This window comes from Mucilaginibacter sp. P4_A11, assembly GCF_056402535.1.
Window position 1 is genome coordinate 39,635 of the sequence record NZ_JBFUHE010000022.1, and the last position, 23,124, is coordinate 62,758.

Genomic DNA, 23,124 nt, shown 5'->3' on the forward strand with positions numbered 1-23,124 from the left:
TTTTAGCCGATTTTGAGCACAAACATAAAATATATGATTGAAAAAGGCGCTGTATTACCTATGTTTTATCTTCCGCCGGTAGATTATTTTGTACAGCTGAATACGTACAAGCCTGATATACTGATAGAAAGAGAAGAACATTTTCCTAAACAAACTTATCGCAACCGGGCTAATATCTATTCGCCCGATGGTGTGCTGGCATTGGTAGTGCCGGTAATTAAAGGTTCAAAAAATCATACTAAAGTTAAAGATGTAAAAATCAGCTACGATTTTATGTGGCAGCGCCTGCACTGGCAAAGCTTACAGGCTTGTTACCGCCGTTCAGCCTATTTTGAGTTTTATGAAGATGATTTTGCGCCGTTTTACGAAAAACAAATTACCTACTTATTTGATTATAACCAGGAGCTTTTGAACCTGCTGCTCAAGCTCACCAAAATAAAGACAGAATTAAACTTTACGGATGAATACCAGGCCGAATATCCTAACCTGCATGATTTTCGGTTTTCTATTAATCCCAAAAAAGAAAGCGAAATGCAGCAGAAACCCTATTTCCAGGTATTTGAAGACCGCCGGGGCTTTATGAAAAACCTGAGCATTATTGACCTGCTGTTTAACCAGGGGCCACAAACAATAAACTATTTGTAAATGAACGGAAACTTAAAACGTTTACGCCTAAAAAAAAATAAACATGCAGGTAATGTTGGCGACAGGCCGGGTACTATCAATATCCCCGATGATGCCCTGAAGCCCATTATATCTGTTTACTCATACAATAAAGACGAGCTGGTAACCTGCGAAGGCAAGGATATAAAAACAGCCTTAAAGCAGCTCAATAAATGCGATAACCATACGCACTGGATCAAGATAAACGGACTGGGGGATGCCGATCTGATTGAACAGATTGGCGCACATTGTAATATCAATTCATTGGTTTTGGAGGATATTGCCAATACCCACCAGCGCCCTAAGTTTGATGAATATGAGGATTATGCGTTTTGCACCAGCCGGATAGTTCAATTCAATAAGGATAACGAGATCATTAACTGCCAGTTTTCGGCTATTATAAAGGATAATATCATCGTTAGTTTTGAGGAAGATCATACAGAACGCTTTGATGCCGTAAAAGCCCGTTTAAAAGCCGGGAAAGGCGCTATCCGCACAGCGGGGCCAGGTTATATGTGCTACGCACTTACCGACACTATAATTGATACCTATTTTGTTTTATTAGCCGAGATTGGTGACCATCTGGACGCGCTTGAAGATAAACTCTACCTCAGTGCCGATAAAACCATTATGTTTGATGCCCAACAGCTAAAACGCACGCTTATTGTTGTACGCCGTGCAAGCTGGCCCGAGCGGGACAAAATCAATGACATGATCCGCTCTGATAGTCCGCTGATAACGCCGGAAGTAAAACTGTTTTTGCGGGATGCATATGACCACTGCATCCAGGCTATGGATCTTATTGAGAATTATAAGGAAGTAACCTCAAGTATAATCGACCTATACCTATCCATGGTAAGCAACCGCATGAACGAGATCATGAAAGTGCTCACCATTATTTCGGTGATTTTTATTCCGCTTACTTTTATAGCCGGTATTTACGGAATGAATTTTTCCCGGCAGGATGATAAAGGCCATATCCTTCCGGACAACATGCCCGAATTGTATTGGCACCACGGCTATATTTATGCAATTGTGTTTATGTTATTGATAGCTGTGGTGCAGGTATTTGTATTTTGGAAAAAGGGTTGGTTTAACAGGTTATAGATCCCCCCTCAGCGTCCTAAAGGGGAGTTGTGTACAACAAATAAAGGGAACATTACCGTGTGCAATGTTCCCTTTATTTTGTTAGCGGGCAAACTCCGGCTTCAAATCCGCTTTCATCGCTTTCCTAAACTTAATCACTTTGGGTTCTGATACCCCTACGATATAAGGCTGATTGGGGTGAGTACGGTAATATCCCTGGTGATAGTTCTCGGCAGGGTAAAATACCTTGAAAGGCACAACTTGAGTAACTACAGGATCAGCATAGTGCTTTGATTCATTTACTTTTTTTATGGTAGCTTCAATTATCTTCTTTTCTGCATCGTTACGGTAAAAGGCTATCGAACGGTAATCGGTACCTTCATCCGGTCCCTGGCGGTTTAGTGTGGTTGGATCATGCGCAAAGAAGAACGCTTCGGTTATTTTATCAAAGGTGATCACCTTTGGGTCGTAATAAATCTGGACTGTTTCGGCATGATTGGTGTTTTGAGAGCTTACCTGCCGGTAAGTTGGGTTTTTAGTAGTACCACCAGCATATCCTGAAATTACTTTGTTAACGCCCTTCAGTTCGGACATGGCTTCACTCATACTCCAGAAACAGCCGCCTCCAAAAGTTGCTACGGATTCCCCCGTTTTTGGCGCAGGTAAAGCTGCAAAATCATCGCCATTTTTTGAACCTTGCCCATCGGCACAACTGCTTAAAAGCAGGAATATCCCTATTGTATATAAGATCAACTTTTTCATAATTGATAAAACTATTTAGTACATAATATACGCCATTAAGGAGCAGGCAGATGGTCATTGCCGTGTAAATAAGATTAACGCCGGCTTCCCTGTTGCATGAGCGATTTTTTCACCATGAAAAGGATCTCGCCAAGCCCATTTGTTTTGATCTCGAATGTGGTTGATAATAACATCCCCATTTTATCTTTAGTAAAACCCTTTCCGGACATCCACTCCAGGTAAGATACGGGAATATCGGCTATGATAGTACCTTTATATTTGCCGTAAGGCATCCTGGTTTGTACAATATCGATGAGTATTTTAGGATCTGGTTTTAAATTTTCCACGCAGTAAAGGTAATACTTTAACCTTTGATTAGGTATCCCAATCCAGGTAACGAACTTTCAAAATCCGGATCTATAAAGTAATGGCTACAAATAATCAGTATTCCATCAGTTTATATCCGTAGCCCCGGATATTGATAATTTCGAGCGTCGAATCTTCCTTAATAAATTTGCGAAGCCTGGTGATATAAACATCCATACTACGGGCATTAAAGGGGCTGTCATCGCCCCAAAGTTTCATGAGCGCTGTTTTTCTTTCCAATAATTGGTTTTTGCATTGTACCAGGAGTTGTAAAAGATCGGCTTCGCGCTGGGAGAGATTGAAGAGCTGTTTATGACAATAAAATTCGAGCTTTTGATAGCTAAAACTGCAATTACCAATATTAATTTCTTCCGACGTATCACGAAGCATTTTATTATTGATACTTTTCCTGCGTACAAGCGCTTTTAACCGCAATATCAGCTCCTCCATACTGAACGGTTTTTTCATGTAATCATCGGCACCAATTTCCAATCCTTTCAGCACATCTTCAGTCTGGGTACGGGCTGTTAAAAAAATAACAGGAACAAGTTCATCAACCCGGCGAATGTCCTGCACCAATGAAAAACCATCTTTTCGGGGCATCATCACATCAACTACACAAACATCCGGCTTGTTTAAGTTGAACATGCTCCAGCCTTCCACGCCATTTGTAGCGACAGCAATGGCAAAACCACGAGTTTCAAGCGATTCCCTTACTATCGATGCCAATACGGGTTCATCTTCAACAAACAGTACTTTTATTTTATCCATTAAGCGGAAATTCAATAGTGAATGTCGTTCCTTTATTTATTTTGCTTGTAACGCCAATTTCTCCTTTTAAAGCAGTTACCAGCTGTTTCACATAGCTTAGCCCAAGGCCATAACCTTTTACATCATGCAGTTCGCCGCTTTGGATCCGATAAAATTTATCAAATATAAGCGGTAAATGTAACCCTTGCATACCCATACCATCATCGGCCACCTGTAATTGCCAGCCATTAGCAGCCGGACTAATCCCGATTTGAATATTCACTTTTTCGCCGCTGTATTTTATTGCGTTATCAACGAGATTGTTGAGGACGGTATCAATAATAAAGCCATCGGTAACAATAGTTGTATAAGGAAGATCGTATTGGAGTTCAATAACGGCATTTTCATATAAGCTAAACCGTGCAGCTACCTGGTTCACCAATTCCATGAGGTTGAGAGGCTGCAGGTTTGCCAGCTTTACACCTTGTTCATATTTGGTGATTTCCAGTACCCTGTCAACATTATTATCCAGGCTGTCAAGCACGGCGGCATTTATTTTAAGATAGCGTTCCAGTTTTTCCGGGTCGGCAGCGGCGCCGAATTGGGCCAATGCCTCGTTAGATGATTTAAGAATAGTTATTGGGGTGCGTAGTTCGTGGGTTATATTATTTATAAAATCATTTTTGATACCATCGAGCTGCATCTGGCGCTTAATGATTATACCCATATAAAACAAGCTTCCGGCGGATAACAGGATCAACAGCAAAGAAACCGAGGCCGGAAAAATATTTTGTGCCAATAACAAATTGTTGCTGTTTACTTCGGCCTTAACCACAATAGGCGATTTATAAAAGTTGATGACCGCAGCAATTTCATCGGGTGGAGTTTTGATCTGGTTTCTTAAAATGACCAACTTAAGCGGGATGTCGATATTTTCCTTTTTTAGTTCTCCTTTGAAAATCCGGGTTAAAGTATCAAGGCTTAGTGATTTGTGCAATTGTTGCGATAACAGCCGAGCTACCATTGCCCTCACAATTTGTAGGTTGTTTTTATCTACGGCTACAGTTAAAAATTCGGCATTAAACTTTTTGATCACTTTTGGGGTATCCAATGCTATCGAGTCGCGGTTGGGAATGGTCCTCATGAAAAAAGACAAGGTTGGTGCCTTGTATTTTAATGAGGTAGGCAATTCATTTTGCTGTACCTGGTACATATCTATACTACGCAGCAATGCATTTGTAGCCGTATTCTTAAAATTACGCTCGCCGGTTTTATAGGAATTATATACCCAATAAAACTGGAACAGGATAATACCGCCTGCGGTTAGGACGGCCGCAAGAAAAATATATACAAGTCTCTTTTTCACAATGATAACAAAGATATGGTTAATAGTTTTTCATTTACCTGCAGTTAACATTAGTTAACACTAAACTGCAGGTCGTTAACATTACACCACGGTATGGATAATAATTTTGTACCAAACAAAATCAAAAATCAATATGAAAAAGTACCTGTTATTAGCCGTATTCAATTGTGTAATATTGAAGGCAATGGCACAAAACATGCCTGATAATGCCAAATACATCCTACCGGATGGAAAGGTTATAACTGCCGATAAGATTGACAGCGTTAACAAAGCCTGGGGAAGCAAGGGCTTCATGATGGGCCATGATGACAAACATCCTGATGAAGTTCATCTATCGCCCATGACCGATGATTTTTTGAAGGAAGCAGCCGCAAAGAAGGCTAACCTGGAAAAAATGCTCAACCAACCCGCACCTGATTTTACATTGACCGATCTTAAAGGCAAAAACTGGTCGCTGGCAGCACTTAAGGGAAAAACAGTGGTGCTTAATTTTTGGTTTACTACCTGTGCACCCTGTATTGAAGAAATGCCCAAACTAAACATGGTTAAAAACAAATATGCCGGGCAGGATGTGGTTTTCCTTGCACTTTGCCGGGACGACAGTCCCGCGATAAAGTCGTTTTTAAAGAACCATACTTTTGAATATGCGCTGTTTCCCAAAACGCAAAACGTAGGTAAGGAATACCACGTAGCTAATTATCCAACGTCTATGGTGATTGATCAAAAAGGGATAATCCGCTTCCTGCAAATAGGTGGAAACGACATCGATCAGGCATTGGCGACAGCTATTGAGTCGGCAGCTAAATCGTAACGATACTTATGGGGTTGCAGATTATTCCTGCAGCCCCCTTATAATAAAAAATGTTGCCAGTGCGGCAGTCAAGCCAATAGTTGCTTTCAAAATCCCGCTGCTTACATAGGGCGGGATATATTTTACGCCCATTTCATCTGAAATGGCCGGATGCCCTACATAGCGCCCTTTTGCAGGTATCGCCAGCTGTTCAAAATTATCTGCCAGTTCGTGTAGCTCATCATGAAGCTCACGGCCGCGCATTACAGGGCCGTGTCCTGCTGCTACCGTCCTCGGTTCAAGCGCAGTAAGCCTGCGGACAGATTCGGCTGCTGCTTCCCAGTCGGTAGTGAAATATCGTGGCGGGCCGGTTAACTTCTTAAGCGAACTAAAGGAATACAAAGCTGATTCGGCCTTTGTGGTTGAAAAAGCATCGCCAACCACAAGGGTTGAATTTATTGGGAGGAACAATGAAATATGCCCTGGTGTATGGCCTGGTGTGTGAATGATCTTCCATTCTGGAAGTTCCGGAATCCCCTCTTCCATATCGATTGCTTTTACTTTAGTGCCGAGGTTTATAGGTGCTGTAGGGAAAAATACCGATAAAAGGCTCATCAGCCCATCACGTAATGAAGGGTCGGCCGGAGGATATGATGACAGGCCGGTTAAATAAGGTAATTCCAGCGTGTGAGCATAAACGGGTACATTCCATATCTTCAATAGCTCTTCAAGACCGCCTGCATGATCGCCATGACCGTGCGTAAGCACAATTGCAGCCGGTCTTGTTCCCGGGCCAAAAAGCTCTTCGGCCATGGCAATGATCTTACCTGCCGAACCTTTTAATCCCGTGTCAACCAAAACCCAGCCTTTAGCGGCACCGGGGCGGTTAGCTATCATATAAATATTAACGAACAATAATTTGGTTCCCCATACCCTTTGCGATACCTGGAAATATTTTGTACTGAGCCTTCTGTTCATGGTTTATAATTGTTAACAAAACATAACTCGTTTATGAAAAGTTTTAGCTGTGTTAAATTTAAAAACAATTTTATCAGCCTAAAAACAAATAATATAGCCGCTTACCTAATGCTGGTGCAAACAGAAATTACCCAAGCTGTGTTAGGTTAATAAATCGTAAATATTATGGAACAGCAATTTGATGCTACACTTACAGGAACCGATAGTGAAATTGACGGTATAGCGCAACAGGTAACCCGTCCCGGTTATCCAAATGCCTACGAATTTAAGTCGATAGATGAAACGCTGCATTTGGTAATAGCCAGGGATGAAGACGGCGAATGGATAAGGCTTGATGGCACAGAGCCCTATCTCTCAAGCTGGATAGATGAACTTGCCGAACAAGCGGCAAGCCATTCTTTATAAAAAGAAAAGCGCCTTAATTTCTTAAGGCGCTTTTCTTTTGTTAATCTGGTTAAATATTAACGGGTTTCATTTTTGGTGATAAAAGGTGCATGATAAACCAAGCCAATAAATACGCGCAACCGCATATTATAAATATGATATTATAACCTAAAGTGATGTGTCCTGATTCTTTATAAAACTCCAATATGTTGCCTACCAACAATGGAAACAATATACCGCCCACAGATCCAGCCATTCCGCCGATACCGACAACTGAACTTAGTGCTTTTTTGGGGAATACATCTGACGCCGTGGTGAATATATTGGCGCTCCAAGCCTGGTGGGCTGCAGCTGCCAACCCAATTAAAGCAACTGCCTGCCAAACATTAGTAGCATACTTGGCTGAAATGATTGGTAATACGCAAAGCGCGAAGATAAACATCGCCGTTTTTCGCGCTTTAAAAACAGACCAACCTTTTTTGATGAAATATGATGACAAATAGCCACCACCTATACTACCTATTGATGTCGCAGTATAAACCAAAATCAATGGTAAACTTGGTTTTTTAAGATCGAGATTAAATGTAGTAGAAAAATAAGATGGTAACCAAAACAGAAAAAACCACCATATGGGATCAGTAAGTAGTTTGCCGACAATGAAAGTCCAGGTTTGCCTTATGGCAAACAGCTTTATCCATTTTACTTTGGTCTCATTTTCTTCGGATAAAGCAGCAGGTTCAGAGTCGCTGTGAATATATTCAAATTCGGCAGGCTGTATTTTTGAGTGTTTGGATGGAATTTCGTAACAAAACCACCAGAATATCAACCATACAAAACCAATTGCACCAGTAACGATAAATGCCATTTGCCAGTTGTAAGCACCTAATAACCACGGCACCATAATAGGAGCTACTACTGCACCTATGTTTGCCCCTGAATTAAATATACCTGTTGCAAGTGCTCTTTCTCTTTTCGGAAACCATTCAGCAACTACCTTTATGGCTGCAGGAAAATTTCCCGATTCCCCGATACCTAACACAGCCCGAATTGCACCGAACCCAAAAGTGCTCGTAACTGCGGCATGTAGCATGGCTGCCACACTCCAAACAATGAGTGATATGGTATAACCCAGTTTGGTGCCAATTTTGTCTATAAAATTACCGAAAAGCAATAAACCAGCAGCGTATGCCGTTGCAAAGGCCATTACTATATAACTATAATCAGTTTCTGTCCAGCTAAATTCTTTTTCAAGTGTTGGTTTCAATAGACCTATTACCTGTCTATCGAGGTAGTTGATCGTAGTGGCAAAAAACAATAAAGTAACTACTACCCATCTGTAGTTACCAATTTTTCCTTCTCTCATCTATAAATTGATTTGTAATTGCTATTTAATGGTTTGAACTATTTCCAGCAGCTTTAATGTATCGTTGTAAAGCTTGTCGTACTCCTGGTTTTCCAACACGCTTTTGCTAATGAGCTTGCTGCCCATCCCCACCGCGCATACCCCGGCTTTAAACCAGGTACTGATACTGTCATGGCTCAAGTCAACCCCACCTGTTGGCATGAACAACTGACCTGCAAACAGATCCCTGATAGACGATACAAACTCCGGCCCCAATATATTGGCCGGGAATATTTTTATTAAAGCAGCACCGTTTTGCTGGGCTAAATAGATCTCGGTTGGTGTCATACTCCCCGGAATCCACAACAGGTTATGCTGTGCTGCCACTTTGCCTACTTCGGGATTAACAATCGGTGACACGATAAAATCAGCCCCGGCGGCAATAAATGCCTCAGCTTCCTGAACACTTTTGATTGTGCCGATACCTAATTCCAAACCAGGCATTTCGCCATTGGCAAGGGCTTGTTTTAAAACTTTGAAATTTTCAAGGGCAGCAGCACCACGGTTGGTATATTCAAATACCCGGATGCCGGCTTTGTAAAGTGTACGGGTTATCTGCAGGCTCACTTCCGGATCTTTATAAAAGAACAGCGGTAATGTACCTTGCTTTAATATTGCGTCAAGTACTATATCTTTTTTACTCATTATTTCATAGCATTATAAATTTCATCAACTGTTTTGGTGGTGGCATCACCTTCAATAAAAAGTTTTTCGAAGGCGGCAGCCGTAGCAAAATCCAATAATTGCTGGGGATCCTGCTTGTTATAAAAACCATAGATAAGCCCAGCCATAAAGCAGTCGCCACTGCCTACTTTATCAACCACGGTTTCGGTAGTGTAGGTTGGCGAATGATAGAAGCGGTTGCCTGCATAAAGCGACGTATAATATTCAACTCCTTTACCGGCATCAAAACGGAAAGTATTGGCTACAGCCCTGCAACGCGGGTAAGCATCCATGATCTTTTCGGACGAATAAAGCCCCTCTTTGAGGTATATGCTTTGCTGCCCTGATTCATGAATGTCAGGTGTAACGGGAATGCCCAACATAGTTTCCTCTGCCCAAACATTCCCCATAATAATGTCTGCATATTGTACCAGCTTTTGCATGATCTCGATTGGCTTTTTACCATACTGCCATAATTTAGGGCGATAGTTAAGATCAACAGATATGGTGATATGTTTTCTGCTTGCAGCCTGTAAAACCTCTTCGCAAACGTCGGCAGCTTGCTGGCTTAAAGCAGGGCAAATCGCGCTGAAATGAAACCAGCTTACCCCTTCAAGAACAGCATCCCAATCAACCATGCCCGGTTTCAGATCGGCAAAAGCCGAACCTGCACGGTCATATACAATGGCATTATTCTTTACATCTTTACCGCGGGTAAGGTAATAAAGCCCTATCCTGTTACCGCTTTTGTGTATGGCTGCCGTATCAATATTTTTGCTTTCCAAGTAACTGATAAGCTGTTCGGATAATGCATTATCAGGCAAAGCGGTAAAGTATTTTATTGGCTGCTCCCACAAGGCTAAGGCGTTGGCAACATTCAGCTCAGCGCCGCCTATAAAAAATGGCAGTTTATTTTCTGCAAGCCATTGTCCCTCACCATCGGGGCACATCCGTAATAACAACTCGCCAAATGAGAGTATGCTTCCCTTTGTATTTTCGATATTGCTCATTTAAAAATTGAAATAGTTTTTGGCGTTAAAATAGCAAATATCACTCACGATCTTTCCTGTCCATTCAATATCATTCGGTAATTCGCCGTTCTCTATATCATCGCCCAAAAGGTTACAAAGCAACCTCCGGAAATATTCATGTCTTGGGAACGACATAAAGCTTCGTGAATCTGTAAGCATCCCTACCAAACGGCTCAGCAAGCCCATGTTTGATAATGTGTTCAATTGCTTGATCATGCCATCCTTCTGATCCAAAAACCACCAGGCCGAACCAAACTGCATTTTGCCTACTACCGATCCATCATTGTAATTACCCACCATAGTAGCAAACAGTTCATTATCGGCTGGATTGAGGTTATAGATAATGGTTTTGGCTAACTGGTTAGTGGTATCCAGCCTGTTCAGGAATTTGGATAGCGCCCTACCCTGTGCAAAATCACCGATAGAATCCCAACCTGTATCAGGACCTAAATTGGTTAAGGCACGCGCATTGTTATTACGCAGTGCACCAAGGTGAAATTGCTGTACCCAGCCTTTTTCATGATCCCAAATGGCAAAGTAATACAACATGGCCGATTTAAACTTCAGGATTTCTAAAGGCAGTAATACTTCGCTATTTCTTATTTTAGTGAAGATGGAGGCGATTTCAGCATCAGTATAATACTCGGCATAGATCTGCTCCAGGCCGTGATCGGATAATTTGCAACCATTCTCCGCAAAATAATCATGACGGATTTTAAGCGCTTTCAGATAGTCATCAAAATTTGAAATATCTACTTTAGCTACAGCTTGTAGCTGGTCAATGTATTTGTTAAGTCCGGCAATATCATCGGCGTTCATAGCCTTATCGGGGCGGTATGCAGGTAATACTTTTACACTGAATGCATCCTGTTTCAGTTTCTGATGATAACTAAGATTATCCAGCGGGTCATCTGTAGTGCCAACAACTTCTACATTTTTATTTTTGAGGATGTTGCGAATGCTAAACTCAGGCGATTGCAGCTTTTCATTGCATTGAGCATATATTTTTTGTGCCGACGCGGGCGAAAGCAATTCATTGATACCAAAATACCGTTGCAGTTCAAGGTGAGTCCAATGATACAGCGGATTTCTCAACGTATAAGGTACAGTTGCAGCCCAGGCCGTAAACTTTTCTTCATCGGTTTTATTACCAGTGATATACGCCTCATTAACACCGTTTGCACGCATAGCGCGCCATTTGTAATGATCACCATAGAGCCAGATCTGGGTAATGTTTTTAACATTGATATCATCAGCAATCTGATCTGGCGGCAGGTGGCAGTGGTAATCAATGATAGGCTGATGGCTCGCGAACTCATGATATAAGCGCTGCGCGGTTTTAGTTTGAAGTAAGAAATCCTGATCTAAAAAATTCTTCATTGGTTATTAACAGATGTATACCAGGGTTAATGGTATAGTAGTTTATACTTGTAAGCGGCAAATTACACATCATACAGGCAAGTTGGAAGTAATAAGCCTAAACAATCCACGCAAACGTTTTCGCTGGCAGGCAAAAACCATCAACTATGAAGTAAAAAGGCGACGAGTATTAACCCGTCGCCTTTTTTATCTATTGGTAAAATTTCTGCTACCAGAAAATTGAGTACAGTGAAACTACAATACCGGTTACAATTAATGCACCTGCCAAAAATCCTTTTGAAGTTTTGAACATCGAGCTCTCAATTTCAAGGCCATTAGTTGTAATGCCCCTGGCCTGATCAATTTTTGATATAATGTACATACCTACAACGCAGATGATAAATACAAAGCCCATACGATCAAGGAAGGGGATCTCGTAAAGCTGGGTTACCTTATCATCCTGTAAAGCTAATTTTGAAAAGCCATACGGCGACAGGAAGCTCAAGTCAATAAACTTTGGGCAAAGCTTAAAGAAGCATGAGAATATGAAACCGCCGATGGTTGCAAATAAAGCTGCATTTGAAGTAGCTTTTTTCCAGAAGAAACCAAGGATGAACATGGCAAAAATACCCGGAGATACAAAGCCTGTATATTCCTGAATGTACTGGAAGCCTTGTTTACCTTCACCCATTAATGATTTACCGATAAGCTCTGATAATACGATACCTAAGAATAAGGCTACAAGTACGGAGATCTTACCCAGGTTAACCAATTTTTTATCAGTAGCTTCAGGATTGATCGCTTTTTTGTAAATATCTAATGTAAAGATGGTAGCGATACTGTTTGCTTTACCTGCTAATGAGGCTACAATTGCAGCTGTTAACGCGGCAAATGAAAGACCTTTTAAGCCGGTAGGCAATAAGTTTAACAATGATGGATATGCTTTGTTAGGATCCAATACACCTGATGAGCTCGCCATTTCCTGGTGGAACATACCTTTTTGGTATAACAGGTAAGCAGCAATACCCGGCAATACCACGATAACGGGCATCAGCAATTTAAGGAAAGCTGCAAACAGGATACCGCCACGGGCAGTTTTCAGGTTTGCGCCCAAAGCCCTTTGGGTAATGTACTGGTTACAACCCCAATAGTTGAGGTTGGTGATCCACATACCGCCTATCAATACAGATAAGCCCGGAAGGTCCATATAATTTGGATTATCCTTTTTGAAGATCATATGGAAGTGATCGGTAGCTTCGCTATGCAGGATCTTGAAACCGTTCAGTAAGCCAGTGGTGCCTTCTTTCTCGCTTAACAAAGTAAGCGCAAGATAAGATGCCATTAAACCACCCAGTATAAGTACAGCTACCTGGATAACGTCGGTATATCCAATAACCTTCATACCTCCCAGGGTAATAACCGCCGAGAATATTGCCAGCAACCAGATACACAAGTGGATATCCAACCCTGATATACCGCTGATAGCCAATGCACCAAGGTAAAGGATTGACATTAAGTTAACCACAATGTACAGCAGCAGCCAAAAGATAGCCATGATCATCGCCACCGTTCCATTATACCGCTGGTGCAGGAACTGCGGCATGGTAAAGATCTTATTTTTAAGATATACCGGGATAAAGAAAACCGCCACAATGATGAGGGTGATAGAAGCCATCCACTCGTAAGTAGATATGGCTAAGCCCATTTTAAACGCAGACCCACTCGTACCTATAAATTGTTCGGCAGAGATATTTGAGGCGATGAGCGATGCTCCGATAGCCCACCAGGTTAAAGATCCTTCGGCCAAAAAATAGTCTTTTGAGGTGGCATCGGCGTTGTGTTTACGCTTATACACCCAGAATCCGTAGCTGGCAACAATTACAAAGTAGATAAAGAAAACAGCATAATCGCCATTCGAGAGGGTTTTGAGGTTCATTGTTTTGGTTTGTCTTTTGGTTTAATATGTATGATTGACAATTATAAACTATATATATCGATTTATCAAATTTTCGATGTATTCTTGTTTACCGCTTGTCACGTTAGGCTCACCGTTAGCAATCGCATAGTTACGCAAATCTTCCAAAGAAACCTTCCCCTCTTCAAAATCTTTCCCAGTGCCGCTGTCAAATGAGGCATACCTGTCGGTACGTAGTTTTTTGTACTCAGATTTTTGCAGAATGTTATCAGCAGTTACCAGAGCCCTTGCAAACAGGTCCATACCGCCAACATGTGCATAGAATAAATCAGCCGGATCGGTTGAGTTACGGCGAATCTTGGCATCAAAGTTAATACCACCACCCTGGAAACCACCAGCTTCAAGAATGATCAGCATGCATTCGGTCACTTCATTGATATCGTTCGGAAACTGGTCAGTATCCCAACCGTTCTGCGTATCGCCGCGGTTAGCATCTATTGAACCTAATAAACCTGAATCGGCAGCTACCTGTAATTCATGCTGGAAAGTATGACCTGCTAATGTAGCGTGGTTAACTTCAAGATTCAGTTTAAAATCATTGATCAGGTCGTACTTCTGTAAAAAGCCTAATACGGTAGCTGCATCATAATCATATTGATGTTTGGTTGGCTCGCATGGTTTAGGCTCAATAAAGAAAGTGCCTTTAAAGCCTTGCTTGCGGGCATAATCTTTAGCGGTATGTAAAAATTTAGCCAAATGCTCCTGCTCGCGTTTCATATTGGTATTCAACAGGCTCATATAACCTTCCCTGCCACCCCAGAAAACATAGTTTTCGCCACCTAAAGCAATAGTTGCATCCAAAGCAGCTTTTACCTGCGCACCGGCATGGGCCAATACATGAAAATCGGGGTTGGTTGAAGCACCGTTCATATAACGTTTGTGGCTAAACAGGTTAGCAGTTCCCCAAAGCAGTTTTACACCACTGGCTGCCTGTTTTTGTTTGGCATAATCAACCAAAGCCTGTAAACGGCGGTCGTTTTCAGCAACATCGTTACCATAATCAACCACGTCAACATCGTGGAAACAGTAGTAAGGCAGGTTCATTTTGGTAAGGAACTCGAATGCCGCGTCCATTTTGTCTTTAGCGCGCTCTACAGCGTCAGCTTTTTCATCCCATGGGAAAACGTGCGTAGCACCACCAAACGGGTCGGCACCGTTACCGCAGAACGAGTGCCAGTATGCACCCGCAAAGCGTAAATGATCTTTCATGGTTTTACCGGCCACTACCCTGTCTGCATCATACCAGCGAAACGCCAGCGGGTTATCTGATTCAAGGCCTTCAAATTTTACCTGGCCTATTTCTTTGAAAAATTCCTTTTCACCTGTTACTATGCTCATATTGTTTTAATTAACGAATTAATGATTTATGTGTATTGAATTATTGAGGTTCTAAATTTTTTGCTTTCAGCCTTTGGCCTTACGCTTTGAGTTTCAAATCAAGCAAGGCTTTCCACTCCTGGTAAACGGGTTCAAACTGATCGGTCGTTGGTTCAACCAGTTTAATGGCTTTGATATTGCTGAATGCTTCGGATGGTGATTTGAAAATTCCCGCGCCTATGCCCGCTCCTAAGGCCGCACCAACGCTGCCGTCATTATTATAAAGCTCAACAGGTACCCCCGTAGCATTTACAAAGGTTTGAGTGAACAGATCGCTCAGGAAAAGATTGCTTTTACCGGCGCGGATCACGGTTGGGTTCATGCCATTGCCGCGCATAATATCAAACCCATAACGGAAGGATGAAGCTATCCCCTCCTGTACAGCCCTGAAAATATGGGCAGGTGTATGCAGGTTAAGGTCGATGTTTTGGAAATGTGCACCTACTTGTTTGTTATTTAACATGCGTTCGGCCCCGTTACCGAAAGGCAGTACCTGCAAGCCTTCGCTGCCTAAAGGGGCTTTTTCAGCTTCGGCATTCATTTGATTATAGCTGTAGCCTGTACCGAAGGTGTTTTTAACCCAGCGATATAAGCTGCCTGTGCCATTAATGCAAAGCAGCACGCCAAGTCTTTTTTGCTCGTTGCTATAGTTAACATGTGCAAAAGTGTTGATGCGCGATTGCTGATCATAAACCAATTGATCATCCACGCCATATATAACGCCTGAAGTACCTGCAGTAGCTGCTACTTCGCCGGGATTAAGTACATTTAGTGATAGGGCATTATTGGGCTGGTCGCCTGATTTATAGGTAACCGGGATGCCGGCCTTTAAATTCAGTTTTTCGGCAACGGATGCCTGCAAAGTACCGTGCGAGGAAAATACAGGGTTAATAACCGGAACCAGGCTTTCATCAAAACCAAAATAGTTAATGATCTCTTTGGAGATGCCATTAGTTTTAAAATCGAAGAATACACCTTCAGATAATGCGGATACCGATGTGGTGATTTCGCCGGTCAGTTTCATGGCGATATAATCGCCGGGCAGCATGATCTTATCAATTTTACTGTAGATCTCCGGTTCATTTTCCTTTACCCAGGCCAGTTTTGAGGCTGTAAAGTTCCCCGGCGAATTAAGCAGGTGCGACAGGCAATGCTCCTCGCCTATTGCTGCAAAAGCCTTATCGCCTATTTCAACGGCTCGGCTATCGCACCATATGATACTATCGCGAAGTACATTTTGGTCTTTATCAACCAATACCAGGCCGTGCATTTGGTAGGCTATACCTATAGCAGCAATATCTTTTGAGTTATAGCCTCCCTTGGCATGGCAGCGCCCCAGCGCCTTTTGTGCCTGCTCCCACCACATCGATGGTGATTGTTCGGCCCAGCCGGGGTGCAATGCTTTTATTGGTGATTCCTGGTCGGGGTATTGTGCCGAAGCAATTGTATTTTGCGTTGCGGCATCAACTACACTTACCTTTACCGACGAAGTACCTATATCAATCCCTAATAACAGCATAGCTTATTTAGATTTTTGTATGATTTTTTGGTTGTATTTATTAATTGGTAACTTAACGCAACGAAAATAAAGAAATAAATAAAAATTGCAATCGATTGCGTAAAATATTTTTTCCAACTTGCACGCTATAATGAAGAAAGTTAAACGTACCACCATTTATGACATTGCCGCCAAGCTCGGCATAACCGCTTCTTCGGTATCAAGGGCGCTGAACAACAGCAGCCAGGTAAACGAAAAAACCAGGGAGCTGATCATTAAAACTGCCGATGAGCTGAATTATAAACGTAACACCTTGGCATCAAACCTGCGTAAGGGACATTCAAAAACCATTGGCGTGGTGGTACCGCGGATAAACCAGAACTTTTTCAGTAACGTGATAGCCGGCATTGAGGAAACAACCTACCAAAAAGGATATAACCTCATCATTTGCCAATCGGGCGAGGTGCATGATAAGGAAATTCAATGTGTAAATACACTGATCAATCAGCATGTAGATTGTATTGTGATTTCGGTATCGGCCGATAGTTATGATTACCAGCACCTGCAAAACGTGCTTGATCATGGCATTCAACTCATCCAGTTTGACCGCGTTGCCGAAGAACTGGAAACCCTCAAGGTAATTAACGATAACGAGCAGGCTTCATTTGAAGCGGTATCGCACCTGATAGAAAACGGTTATAAACGAATAGCTTTACTTGAAGGCCCGCAAAACCTGAACATCTTTCGTCAGCGTAAAAACGGCTACCTGAGAGCATTAGAAACGCACAAGGTGAAAGTTATTGACGAGTTGGTGGTTAAAAACGCATGGACAAAAGAGCTCGGTGCCGAAGCTACCCGTAAGCTCCTTAACCTCCCCCAGCCTCCAGACGCGATATTTGCCTCAACATCTGATTTTTCGGCCTTAGGTGTTTTAGAAGTGGCCAATGCCATGAATATCAAGGTGCCCTCTGAGCTGGGCATTTGCGGTTACTCCAATGAAGCTTTTACGGAGATCACCAGTCCGTCGATAACTTCGATAGATCAGTTCAGCGTTTACATGGGTAAAACTATCGGTAACCTATTTTTCCAGGAGAACGCCAGCACCGAGGTTTCGGTTAAACCCAAGATCATTAGTATAAAGCCAGAGTTGATCATCAGGGGGTCGACGGCAAGGAAAGGGTAAGCTCGGGCCCCTCTAAATCTCCCCGAAGAGGAGACTCACTGGACATAAAACTTCTACAACCGTCATTGCGAGTGTTTAAATCCGGCGAACTCTGATGGTGAAATGACAAAAGAGGGCCGGTCAGTCCGAGCCTGTCGAAGACTCGCGCGCAGAGGCCCTGCCCACTGTGCTTCGACAAGCTCAACATGACCCCTATTTTAATTATGTCATGGATAGGTATGAGGCAAATGACGCTTGTTTTGTAGTCTGGATTTTTACTAAATTATACTCACTAATCCAACTTTCCCTCAATAAAAATCATATTTTAAATTCAATATCAATAAGCATTTAGTTACAGATTTGTTACATTAAGCCTTAATTTCAACCATTATTTAAGTATAATACTTATGGATGATTTTTTAGCGGCCAGATCCCAAATGGCCTTATCGTTAGGTTTTCATATCATATACTCCTGTATCGGTATGGTGATGCCGGTTTTCATGGCTATATCACACTACAAATGGATAAAAACACAGGATCCGGTTTATAAAAACATCACTGTTGCGTGGAGCAAGGGTGTGGCTATATTTTTTGCCACGGGTGCAGTATCAGGTACCATGCTCTCATTTGAGCTCGGATTGCTTTGGCCGGGTTTCATGAAGCACGCCGGCCCTATTTTTGGCATGCCGTTCTCGCTTGAGGGTGTCGCTTTTTTTATTGAAGCGATTGCGCTTGGCCTGTTCCTTTATGGATGGAACAAATTAAACAACTGGGTACATTGGACTGCAGGAGTCATTGTTGGCGTAAGCGGCATAGCCTCTGGCATCCTGGTAGTATCGGCTAATTCATGGATGAACAGTCCTTCGGGTTTTGATTTTGTGAACGGGCAATATATTAATATTGATCCTGTAAAAGCCATGTTCAATAAAGCCTGGTTTTCCGAATCGCTGCATATGACCATCGCGGCTTTCTCCGCAACTGGTTTTGCGGTGGCGGGAATTCATGCATTGATGATCTATCGTAAAAAAAATATCGCTTTCCATACCAAAGCGTTTAAAATAGCTATCCTATTTGGTGCGGCTGCAGCTATATTACAACCTTTCAGCGGCGACTTATCGGCCAAGAATGCAGCCAAGCGCCAGCCCGCAAAGCTGGCCGCAATGGAAGCTTATTTTCATACCCAGGAATACGCGCCATTGGTTATAGGGGGGATTCCTGACACCGCGGCTAAAAAAGTAAATTATGGTATAGAGATCCCCGGTTTATTAAGCTTTTTAGTTCATGATAATTTCAAAACACAGGTAAATGGCCTAGATAAAATCCCAGTGATAAACCAGCCGCCGGTAGCCATCACACATTACGCTTTCCAGATCATGGTGGGCATAGGTGTGTTGATGATGCTCATAGGGATCATTTATTTTTACGAGCTCTGGAAAAAGAAGGACCTGCTTTCCAAACCATGGTTTTTGAAAACTTTTATCTGGGCTACTCCGCTGGGTTTCATCGCCCTCGAAGCCGGATGGACGGTTACCGAGGTTGGTCGACAGCCATGGATAATACAAGGTGTGATGCGTACCAGCGAAGCAGTTACGCCGATGCCGGGTATCCAGTACTCGTTTTACCTGTTCAGCTTTATTTATTTTACGCTGAGCGTTGCTGTTATCTTTTTATTAAAAAGGCAAATCCAGATGGTGCCTGAATTGTATGACCGTAAAACCGCCTGACCATGATGCTTTATATTGTAATCCTTTTTCTTTTTGCGGCCATTACCCTCTACTTTTTATTAGGCGGGGCTGATTTTGGCGCCGGTATTATCGAGCTTTTCACGTCAACCGATAACAAACACCGCACCCGCAAAATCATGTACCAGGCCATCGGCCCCATTTGGGAGGCCAATCACATGTGGCTCATTATTACCGTGGTGGTGCTGTTTGTAGGCTTCCCGGTTATTTACAGCGAAATGTGTATTTACCTGCATATCCCCTTGCTGGTGATGCTGCTTGGTGTTATAGCCCGGGGAACAGCTTTTTCGTTTCGTAATTATGACGCTATTAAAGACGAAAAAACGCAGGCATTTTATACCCATATATTCGTTTATTCAAGCTTTGTTACGCCACTGTTTTTAGGCATCATCGCCGGCAGTGCTTTATCAGGGCAAATTGATCCTAAAGCCACGGATTTTTTGCATGCTTACATTTTTAGCTGGTTCAACTGGTTCTCAGTGTCTGTCGGCTTTTTTACCGTAGCGCTGTGCGGCTTCCTTGCAGCAATTTATATAGTTGGTGAAACTGAAGATGTAGACGAAATTAAACGCTATATCCGTAAAGCGAAGATCATGAACGTTGCTGCTGTGATCTGCGGTTCGCTGGTGTTCTTAGCATCTCATTTTGAGCATGTTCACCTGGCCAACTGGATTTTTGGAAACCCCGTAAGTTTAGTTGCGGTAATTGCTGCAACAATTTCACTGGCAGTGCTTTACATGATCATATCACATCGCCGTAACAGACAGTGGATCAGGGTGCTGGCCGCTTTCCAGGTGTGTATGATCCTGATATCAGTTGGGTTTTCGCGTTTCCCGAGGTTTGTTATTTTTAAGGATGGCAGTTCTATGTCATTACTTACCGAACATGCCAACAGCAACAGTATCGATGACTTAGGGATTGGCTTATTGGTAGGTAGCTTGTTTATATTGCCGGCGCTGGGGTATTTGTACTACGCGTTTAAGAAGAGAACTTAACCGTGATTTGCCTGATTTCAGGATTTCATGATATCGTATGTTAAATCAGGTCAATCGCGAAATCAAGCGCATCATGGTTCTAATGATAAAGATGTGCTTTCAAATATTACATTTGTGATGTGAAGAATTATTTAAAGATCTTATCAATCGACGAGTACTCCATTACGCCTAAGTACCTGCAACTCTCCAATGCTATTATCAGGGCAATAGAAAGCGGACAGATCGTAAAAGACGATATGCTTCCGTCCATCAATGATTTGAGCTATGCGCTGGATACTTCACGCAATACCATTGAACGCGTTTATAAGGAATTAAAAGAGAAAGGCATTGTAAGCTCGGTTCCCGGAAAAGGTTTTTTTATTTCAAATACCGATTTTCAGAAGCCGCTCAAGATCTTCCTGTTATTCAACAAACTCAGCGCGCATAAAAAGATCATTTATGATGCTTTTGTAGCCACTATTGGCGAACAGGCCGCCATAGATTTTTATATCTATAACAATGATTTTTACTTTTTTAAAAAGATCATTACTGAAAGCATCCAGGGCGATTATGCTAAGTACATCGTTATCCCTCATTTTTTAGATAACGAAACGAAGGCCCATGAGATCATCAATACCATCCCCAAGGATAAATTGATACTGCTGGATAACCTGGTACCCGGCGTGAACGGAAAATTTGCCGCGATATATGAGAATTTCGCTACAGATGTTTACGAAGCCCTGAAGAGTATGCTTGATAGCCTGAGTAAATACCATACGCTCAAACTTATCTTCCCTGGTAAAACTTATCACTCAAAAGAGATCATGAAAGGGTTTCTAAACTTTTGCAGACAGTATGCTTTTGAGTATGATATAGTTGAAACACTTTCTACGGAACTCATTCAGAAAAACACGGTATACATCAGTCTAACTGAGGATGACCTGGTTGAGCTCATTAAAAAGATCATCGCATCCGATTTAAAGGTAGCGAAAGATGTAGGCGTGATATCCTATAATGAAACCGCACTTAAAGAGATCATCCTTGATGGTATCACCACCATATCAACCGATTTTAAATTGATGGGCAGTAAAGCGGCTGAATTTGCATTGAATAACTGCCACGAGCATTTTGCTGTGCCATTTACGGTGAGGTTGAGGAGTTCGTTGTAGAGCAATGCCCCACAAAGGGGGAGCGATAAGCTGTTAAAAAACATTCTAAAAGCGTCATTGCGAGGCACGAAGCAATCGCGAACTTTACAGGGCAACTTGCAAAGCTGCTCTGCCTATTGGGGATTGCTTCGTACCTCGCAATGACGGGAGGGTGATTAAGGTTACTTTAACTCCCTAACCTTTATACTTCTAAAAAACACTTCATTGCCATGATCCTGCAATAACAAATGCCCTTCAGCGGCTTCGCCGAAGTTTTTCCAGATGGTGTATTTGCTGATTGCTACCAGGTCACGGAAGGCTTTTGAGCCGCGTTCGTATTCCAATACTTTTACCCCATTAAGATAGTGCTCAACGTGGTTGTTTGGATATACCACCACACGACCGATATTCCATGCTCCTATCGGGTGTACAAAACGCTCTTGTTTGTTGGCTTTGATGAGGTCATACAATGACGCTAAAGTCCGGTCGCCATCACGGCCAAGTTTGGCATCGGGATGCAGTTTATCATCAAGTACCTGGTACTCCAGGCCTATGGCCGACCCTTTGGTAACTTCAGACAGGGTTACAAAATATTTAACGCCACTGTTGGCACCGGGGGTAAGCTTAAATTCAAAGGACAGATCGAAAGCGCTGAAATTATCGTTGGTCACGATATCGCCGCCGCCAGATTCCTCCTGTCCCGCCGATGGCAACACGTGCATAGTGCCGTTGTTATATTCCCAGCCCTTATCAGGGAAACCTTTAAGCGTTGCTCCACGCCAGCCTGTGTTGGTTTTGCCATCGTACAATAGTTTCCAGCCGTTTGCTTTTTCTGCACTGGTTATGCTGTTGGGCGTAAGATTAACCACATAAACATCCTTTGGAAATGGTTTGGGTTTTAAATTGGTGGTTTGCAGGTTCAGGTTTTTAAAATATACCTTTTTACCGGCTTGCTTTTCTTCACTTACTGCATGAACTTGTAATGCAATGAAACCCTTGCTGTCAACAGTATCAACTACGTCGCCCGCCGGCACGCCATTTACCCAGGTTTTCATTTCATTGCCGATGCATTCAATCCTGATGTGATTGTATTCGCCCACTTTAAATGCTTCTTTAGCTTTCGGGTTCAGATCAAGCGGGTAAAGCCAGTCGCGCCTGCCTTCATCATAAATACCGCCTGTCCATTTGCGTGATGACGGATCGATCTCAAACTGCCTGCCATAAACCTTGCCTTTGCCCTTATTGCCTTCCGGATCATAATGGCTGCGCGTTTGCACGCCCGAATTACTCAGCTCGCTTTCAATTTTAGCATCCAGTTCCAGTATAAAATTGCCGTATTCCTTTTCGGTAACTAAAAATGAATTGCCGGAGTTAAGTACCGTAGTACCCACTATGGCACCGTCTTCCACCTTGTAATCGGCGGTACCGGCAAGGCGTTTCCAGCCTTTAAGCGTTTTGCCATCAAATAATTTGGTTTGAGCGTTCACCGGACTCAATGCCGTTGACGCGAGAAGCATAATTACAGGGTATATTATTTTTTTCATGATTGATATTTTCTTGTTTGATTAAATTATTGTGGCTTCATGCCTTTTAAGGGTGTCATGCTGAGCCCGTCGAAGCATGGCGGGTGGGCCTCTGCGCACGTCCTTCGACAAGTTCAAGATGACGG

21 protein-coding genes are annotated in these 23,124 nt (G+C 42.6%); 8 read left to right on the forward strand and 13 right to left on the reverse strand.

The features are described 5' to 3' along the window. Nucleotides 1-33 precede the first annotated feature (33 nt). Complete coding sequence (locus AC1DUD_RS28630; RefSeq protein WP_477380923.1) at nucleotides 34-645, forward strand: WbqC family protein; 612 nt, start codon at nucleotides 34-36, stop codon at nucleotides 643-645. Then, nucleotides 646-1,770: a magnesium/cobalt transporter CorA gene (gene corA, locus AC1DUD_RS28635; RefSeq protein ID WP_477380926.1), complete on the forward strand. Its 1,125-nt coding sequence runs from the start codon at nucleotides 646-648 to the stop codon at nucleotides 1,768-1,770. 81 nt (nucleotides 1,771-1,851) lie between these two features. Here corA and msrA read toward each other — a convergent pair whose 3' ends face one another. From msrA to AC1DUD_RS28655, 4 genes are all read right to left on the reverse strand, one after another. Further along, a complete protein-coding gene (msrA, locus tag AC1DUD_RS28640; RefSeq protein WP_477380928.1) occupies nucleotides 1,852-2,511 on the reverse strand; it encodes a peptide-methionine (S)-S-oxide reductase MsrA in 660 nt (219 codons plus the stop codon). A 74-nt stretch (nucleotides 2,512-2,585) separates the two neighbouring features. Continuing rightward, on the reverse strand, nucleotides 2,586-2,837 hold the full coding sequence (locus AC1DUD_RS28645) for a DUF3820 family protein (RefSeq protein WP_477380930.1): 252 nt from the start codon (nucleotides 2,835-2,837) through the stop codon (nucleotides 2,586-2,588). Nucleotides 2,838-2,931: 94 nt separating this feature from the next. Next, nucleotides 2,932-3,627 carry a response regulator transcription factor gene (locus tag AC1DUD_RS28650; RefSeq protein WP_477380932.1) on the reverse strand — a complete coding sequence of 232 codons (696 nt, stop codon included), beginning with the start codon at nucleotides 3,625-3,627 and terminating at the stop codon, nucleotides 2,932-2,934. After that, nucleotides 3,620-4,972 (reverse strand): sensor histidine kinase, encoded by a 1,353-nt coding sequence (locus AC1DUD_RS28655; RefSeq protein ID WP_477380934.1) that lies wholly within the window; start codon nucleotides 4,970-4,972, stop codon nucleotides 3,620-3,622. Before AC1DUD_RS28655 ends, AC1DUD_RS28650 begins: the two co-directional genes overlap by 8 nt. 133 nt (nucleotides 4,973-5,105) lie before the next feature. On the opposite strand from AC1DUD_RS28655, the gene AC1DUD_RS28660 reads away from it, so the two are divergent. Next, nucleotides 5,106-5,783: a peroxiredoxin family protein gene (locus AC1DUD_RS28660; RefSeq protein WP_477380936.1), complete on the forward strand. Its 678-nt coding sequence runs from the start codon at nucleotides 5,106-5,108 to the stop codon at nucleotides 5,781-5,783. Nucleotides 5,784-5,804: 21 nt separating this feature from the next. Here the strand turns inward: AC1DUD_RS28660 and AC1DUD_RS28665 are convergent, their stop codons facing one another. Then, nucleotides 5,805-6,740 carry an MBL fold metallo-hydrolase gene (locus AC1DUD_RS28665; protein ID WP_477380938.1) on the reverse strand — a complete coding sequence of 312 codons (936 nt, stop codon included), beginning with the start codon at nucleotides 6,738-6,740 and terminating at the stop codon, nucleotides 5,805-5,807. 165 nt (nucleotides 6,741-6,905) lie between these two features. Here AC1DUD_RS28665 and AC1DUD_RS28670 point away from each other — a divergent pair, with 165 nt between their 5' ends. After that, nucleotides 6,906-7,145 (forward strand): hypothetical protein, encoded by a 240-nt coding sequence (locus tag AC1DUD_RS28670; RefSeq protein ID WP_477380940.1) that lies wholly within the window; start codon nucleotides 6,906-6,908, stop codon nucleotides 7,143-7,145. Between the two features lie 49 nt (nucleotides 7,146-7,194). On the opposite strand, the gene AC1DUD_RS28675 is transcribed toward AC1DUD_RS28670, so the two are convergent. The 7 genes from AC1DUD_RS28675 to AC1DUD_RS28705 form a co-directional block, all read right to left on the reverse strand. Then, nucleotides 7,195-8,487, reverse strand: a complete 1,293-nt coding sequence (locus AC1DUD_RS28675) for an MFS transporter (RefSeq protein ID WP_477380942.1) — start codon at nucleotides 8,485-8,487, stop codon at nucleotides 7,195-7,197. A gap of 21 nt (nucleotides 8,488-8,508) precedes the next feature. Continuing rightward, nucleotides 8,509-9,171: a bifunctional 4-hydroxy-2-oxoglutarate aldolase/2-dehydro-3-deoxy-phosphogluconate aldolase gene (locus tag AC1DUD_RS28680; RefSeq protein ID WP_477380944.1), complete on the reverse strand. Its 663-nt coding sequence runs from the start codon at nucleotides 9,169-9,171 to the stop codon at nucleotides 8,509-8,511. Beyond that, nucleotides 9,171-10,199, reverse strand: coding sequence for a PfkB family carbohydrate kinase (locus tag AC1DUD_RS28685; protein ID WP_477380946.1), 1,029 nt, complete (start codon nucleotides 10,197-10,199; stop codon nucleotides 9,171-9,173). Before AC1DUD_RS28685 ends, AC1DUD_RS28680 begins: the two co-directional genes overlap by 1 nt. Beyond that, nucleotides 10,200-11,600: a glucuronate isomerase gene (gene uxaC, locus AC1DUD_RS28690; protein ID WP_477380948.1), complete on the reverse strand. Its 1,401-nt coding sequence runs from the start codon at nucleotides 11,598-11,600 to the stop codon at nucleotides 10,200-10,202. A 208-nt stretch (nucleotides 11,601-11,808) separates the two neighbouring features. Continuing rightward, nucleotides 11,809-13,515 (reverse strand): sodium/sugar symporter, encoded by a 1,707-nt coding sequence (locus AC1DUD_RS28695; RefSeq protein WP_477380950.1) that lies wholly within the window; start codon nucleotides 13,513-13,515, stop codon nucleotides 11,809-11,811. Nucleotides 13,516-13,563: 48 nt separating this feature from the next. Next, nucleotides 13,564-14,892: a xylose isomerase gene (gene xylA, locus AC1DUD_RS28700; RefSeq protein WP_477380952.1), complete on the reverse strand. Its 1,329-nt coding sequence runs from the start codon at nucleotides 14,890-14,892 to the stop codon at nucleotides 13,564-13,566. 79 nt (nucleotides 14,893-14,971) lie between these two features. Further along, nucleotides 14,972-16,450 (reverse strand): xylulokinase, encoded by a 1,479-nt coding sequence (locus AC1DUD_RS28705; protein ID WP_477380954.1) that lies wholly within the window; start codon nucleotides 16,448-16,450, stop codon nucleotides 14,972-14,974. A 130-nt stretch (nucleotides 16,451-16,580) separates the two neighbouring features. Between AC1DUD_RS28705 and AC1DUD_RS28710 the strand changes: the two genes are divergently transcribed. The 4 genes from AC1DUD_RS28710 (at nucleotide 16,581) to AC1DUD_RS28725 (ending at nucleotide 21,476) form a co-directional block, all read left to right on the forward strand. Further along, entirely contained in the window at nucleotides 16,581-17,612 is a 1,032-nt protein-coding gene (locus AC1DUD_RS28710) for a LacI family DNA-binding transcriptional regulator (RefSeq protein WP_477380956.1), read from the forward strand. Nucleotides 17,613-17,998: 386 nt separating this feature from the next. Next, nucleotides 17,999-19,315: a cytochrome ubiquinol oxidase subunit I gene (locus AC1DUD_RS28715; RefSeq protein WP_477380958.1), complete on the forward strand. Its 1,317-nt coding sequence runs from the start codon at nucleotides 17,999-18,001 to the stop codon at nucleotides 19,313-19,315. 2 nt (nucleotides 19,316-19,317) lie between these two features. Then, complete coding sequence (locus tag AC1DUD_RS28720) at nucleotides 19,318-20,328, forward strand: cytochrome d ubiquinol oxidase subunit II (protein ID WP_477380960.1); 1,011 nt, start codon at nucleotides 19,318-19,320, stop codon at nucleotides 20,326-20,328. Between the two features lie 119 nt (nucleotides 20,329-20,447). Then, nucleotides 20,448-21,476 carry a GntR family transcriptional regulator gene (locus tag AC1DUD_RS28725; RefSeq protein ID WP_477380962.1) on the forward strand — a complete coding sequence of 343 codons (1,029 nt, stop codon included), beginning with the start codon at nucleotides 20,448-20,450 and terminating at the stop codon, nucleotides 21,474-21,476. Between the two features lie 161 nt (nucleotides 21,477-21,637). On the opposite strand, the gene AC1DUD_RS28730 is transcribed toward AC1DUD_RS28725, so the two are convergent. Beyond that, nucleotides 21,638-22,999: a 3-keto-disaccharide hydrolase gene (locus AC1DUD_RS28730; RefSeq protein ID WP_477380964.1), complete on the reverse strand. Its 1,362-nt coding sequence runs from the start codon at nucleotides 22,997-22,999 to the stop codon at nucleotides 21,638-21,640. Nucleotides 23,000-23,124 lie beyond the last annotated feature (125 nt).

Coding starts and splice junctions, on each gene's coding strand:
- AC1DUD_RS28630 (WP_477380923.1), top strand. CDS start 34: ATGATTGAAAAAGGCGCTGTATTACCTATGTTTTATCTTCCGCCGGTA.
- corA (WP_477380926.1), top strand. CDS start 646: ATGAACGGAAACTTAAAACGTTTACGCCTAAAAAAAAATAAACATGCA.
- msrA (WP_477380928.1), bottom strand. CDS start 2,511: ATGAAAAAGTTGATCTTATATACAATAGGGATATTCCTGCTTTTAAGC.
- AC1DUD_RS28650 (WP_477380932.1), bottom strand. CDS start 3,627: ATGGATAAAATAAAAGTACTGTTTGTTGAAGATGAACCCGTATTGGCA.
- AC1DUD_RS28660 (WP_477380936.1), top strand. CDS start 5,106: ATGAAAAAGTACCTGTTATTAGCCGTATTCAATTGTGTAATATTGAAG.
- AC1DUD_RS28665 (WP_477380938.1), bottom strand. CDS start 6,740: ATGAACAGAAGGCTCAGTACAAAATATTTCCAGGTATCGCAAAGGGTA.
- AC1DUD_RS28670 (WP_477380940.1), top strand. CDS start 6,906: ATGGAACAGCAATTTGATGCTACACTTACAGGAACCGATAGTGAAATT.
- AC1DUD_RS28675 (WP_477380942.1), bottom strand. CDS start 8,487: ATGAGAGAAGGAAAAATTGGTAACTACAGATGGGTAGTAGTTACTTTA.
- AC1DUD_RS28680 (WP_477380944.1), bottom strand. CDS start 9,171: ATGAGTAAAAAAGATATAGTACTTGACGCAATATTAAAGCAAGGTACA.
- AC1DUD_RS28685 (WP_477380946.1), bottom strand. CDS start 10,199: ATGAGCAATATCGAAAATACAAAGGGAAGCATACTCTCATTTGGCGAG.
- uxaC (WP_477380948.1), bottom strand. CDS start 11,600: ATGAAGAATTTTTTAGATCAGGATTTCTTACTTCAAACTAAAACCGCG.
- AC1DUD_RS28695 (WP_477380950.1), bottom strand. CDS start 13,515: ATGAACCTCAAAACCCTCTCGAATGGCGATTATGCTGTTTTCTTTATC.
- xylA (WP_477380952.1), bottom strand. CDS start 14,892: ATGAGCATAGTAACAGGTGAAAAGGAATTTTTCAAAGAAATAGGCCAG.
- AC1DUD_RS28705 (WP_477380954.1), bottom strand. CDS start 16,450: ATGCTGTTATTAGGGATTGATATAGGTACTTCGTCGGTAAAGGTAAGT.
- AC1DUD_RS28710 (WP_477380956.1), top strand. CDS start 16,581: ATGAAGAAAGTTAAACGTACCACCATTTATGACATTGCCGCCAAGCTC.
- AC1DUD_RS28715 (WP_477380958.1), top strand. CDS start 17,999: ATGGATGATTTTTTAGCGGCCAGATCCCAAATGGCCTTATCGTTAGGT.
- AC1DUD_RS28720 (WP_477380960.1), top strand. CDS start 19,318: ATGATGCTTTATATTGTAATCCTTTTTCTTTTTGCGGCCATTACCCTC.
- AC1DUD_RS28730 (WP_477380964.1), bottom strand. CDS start 22,999: ATGAAAAAAATAATATACCCTGTAATTATGCTTCTCGCGTCAACGGCA.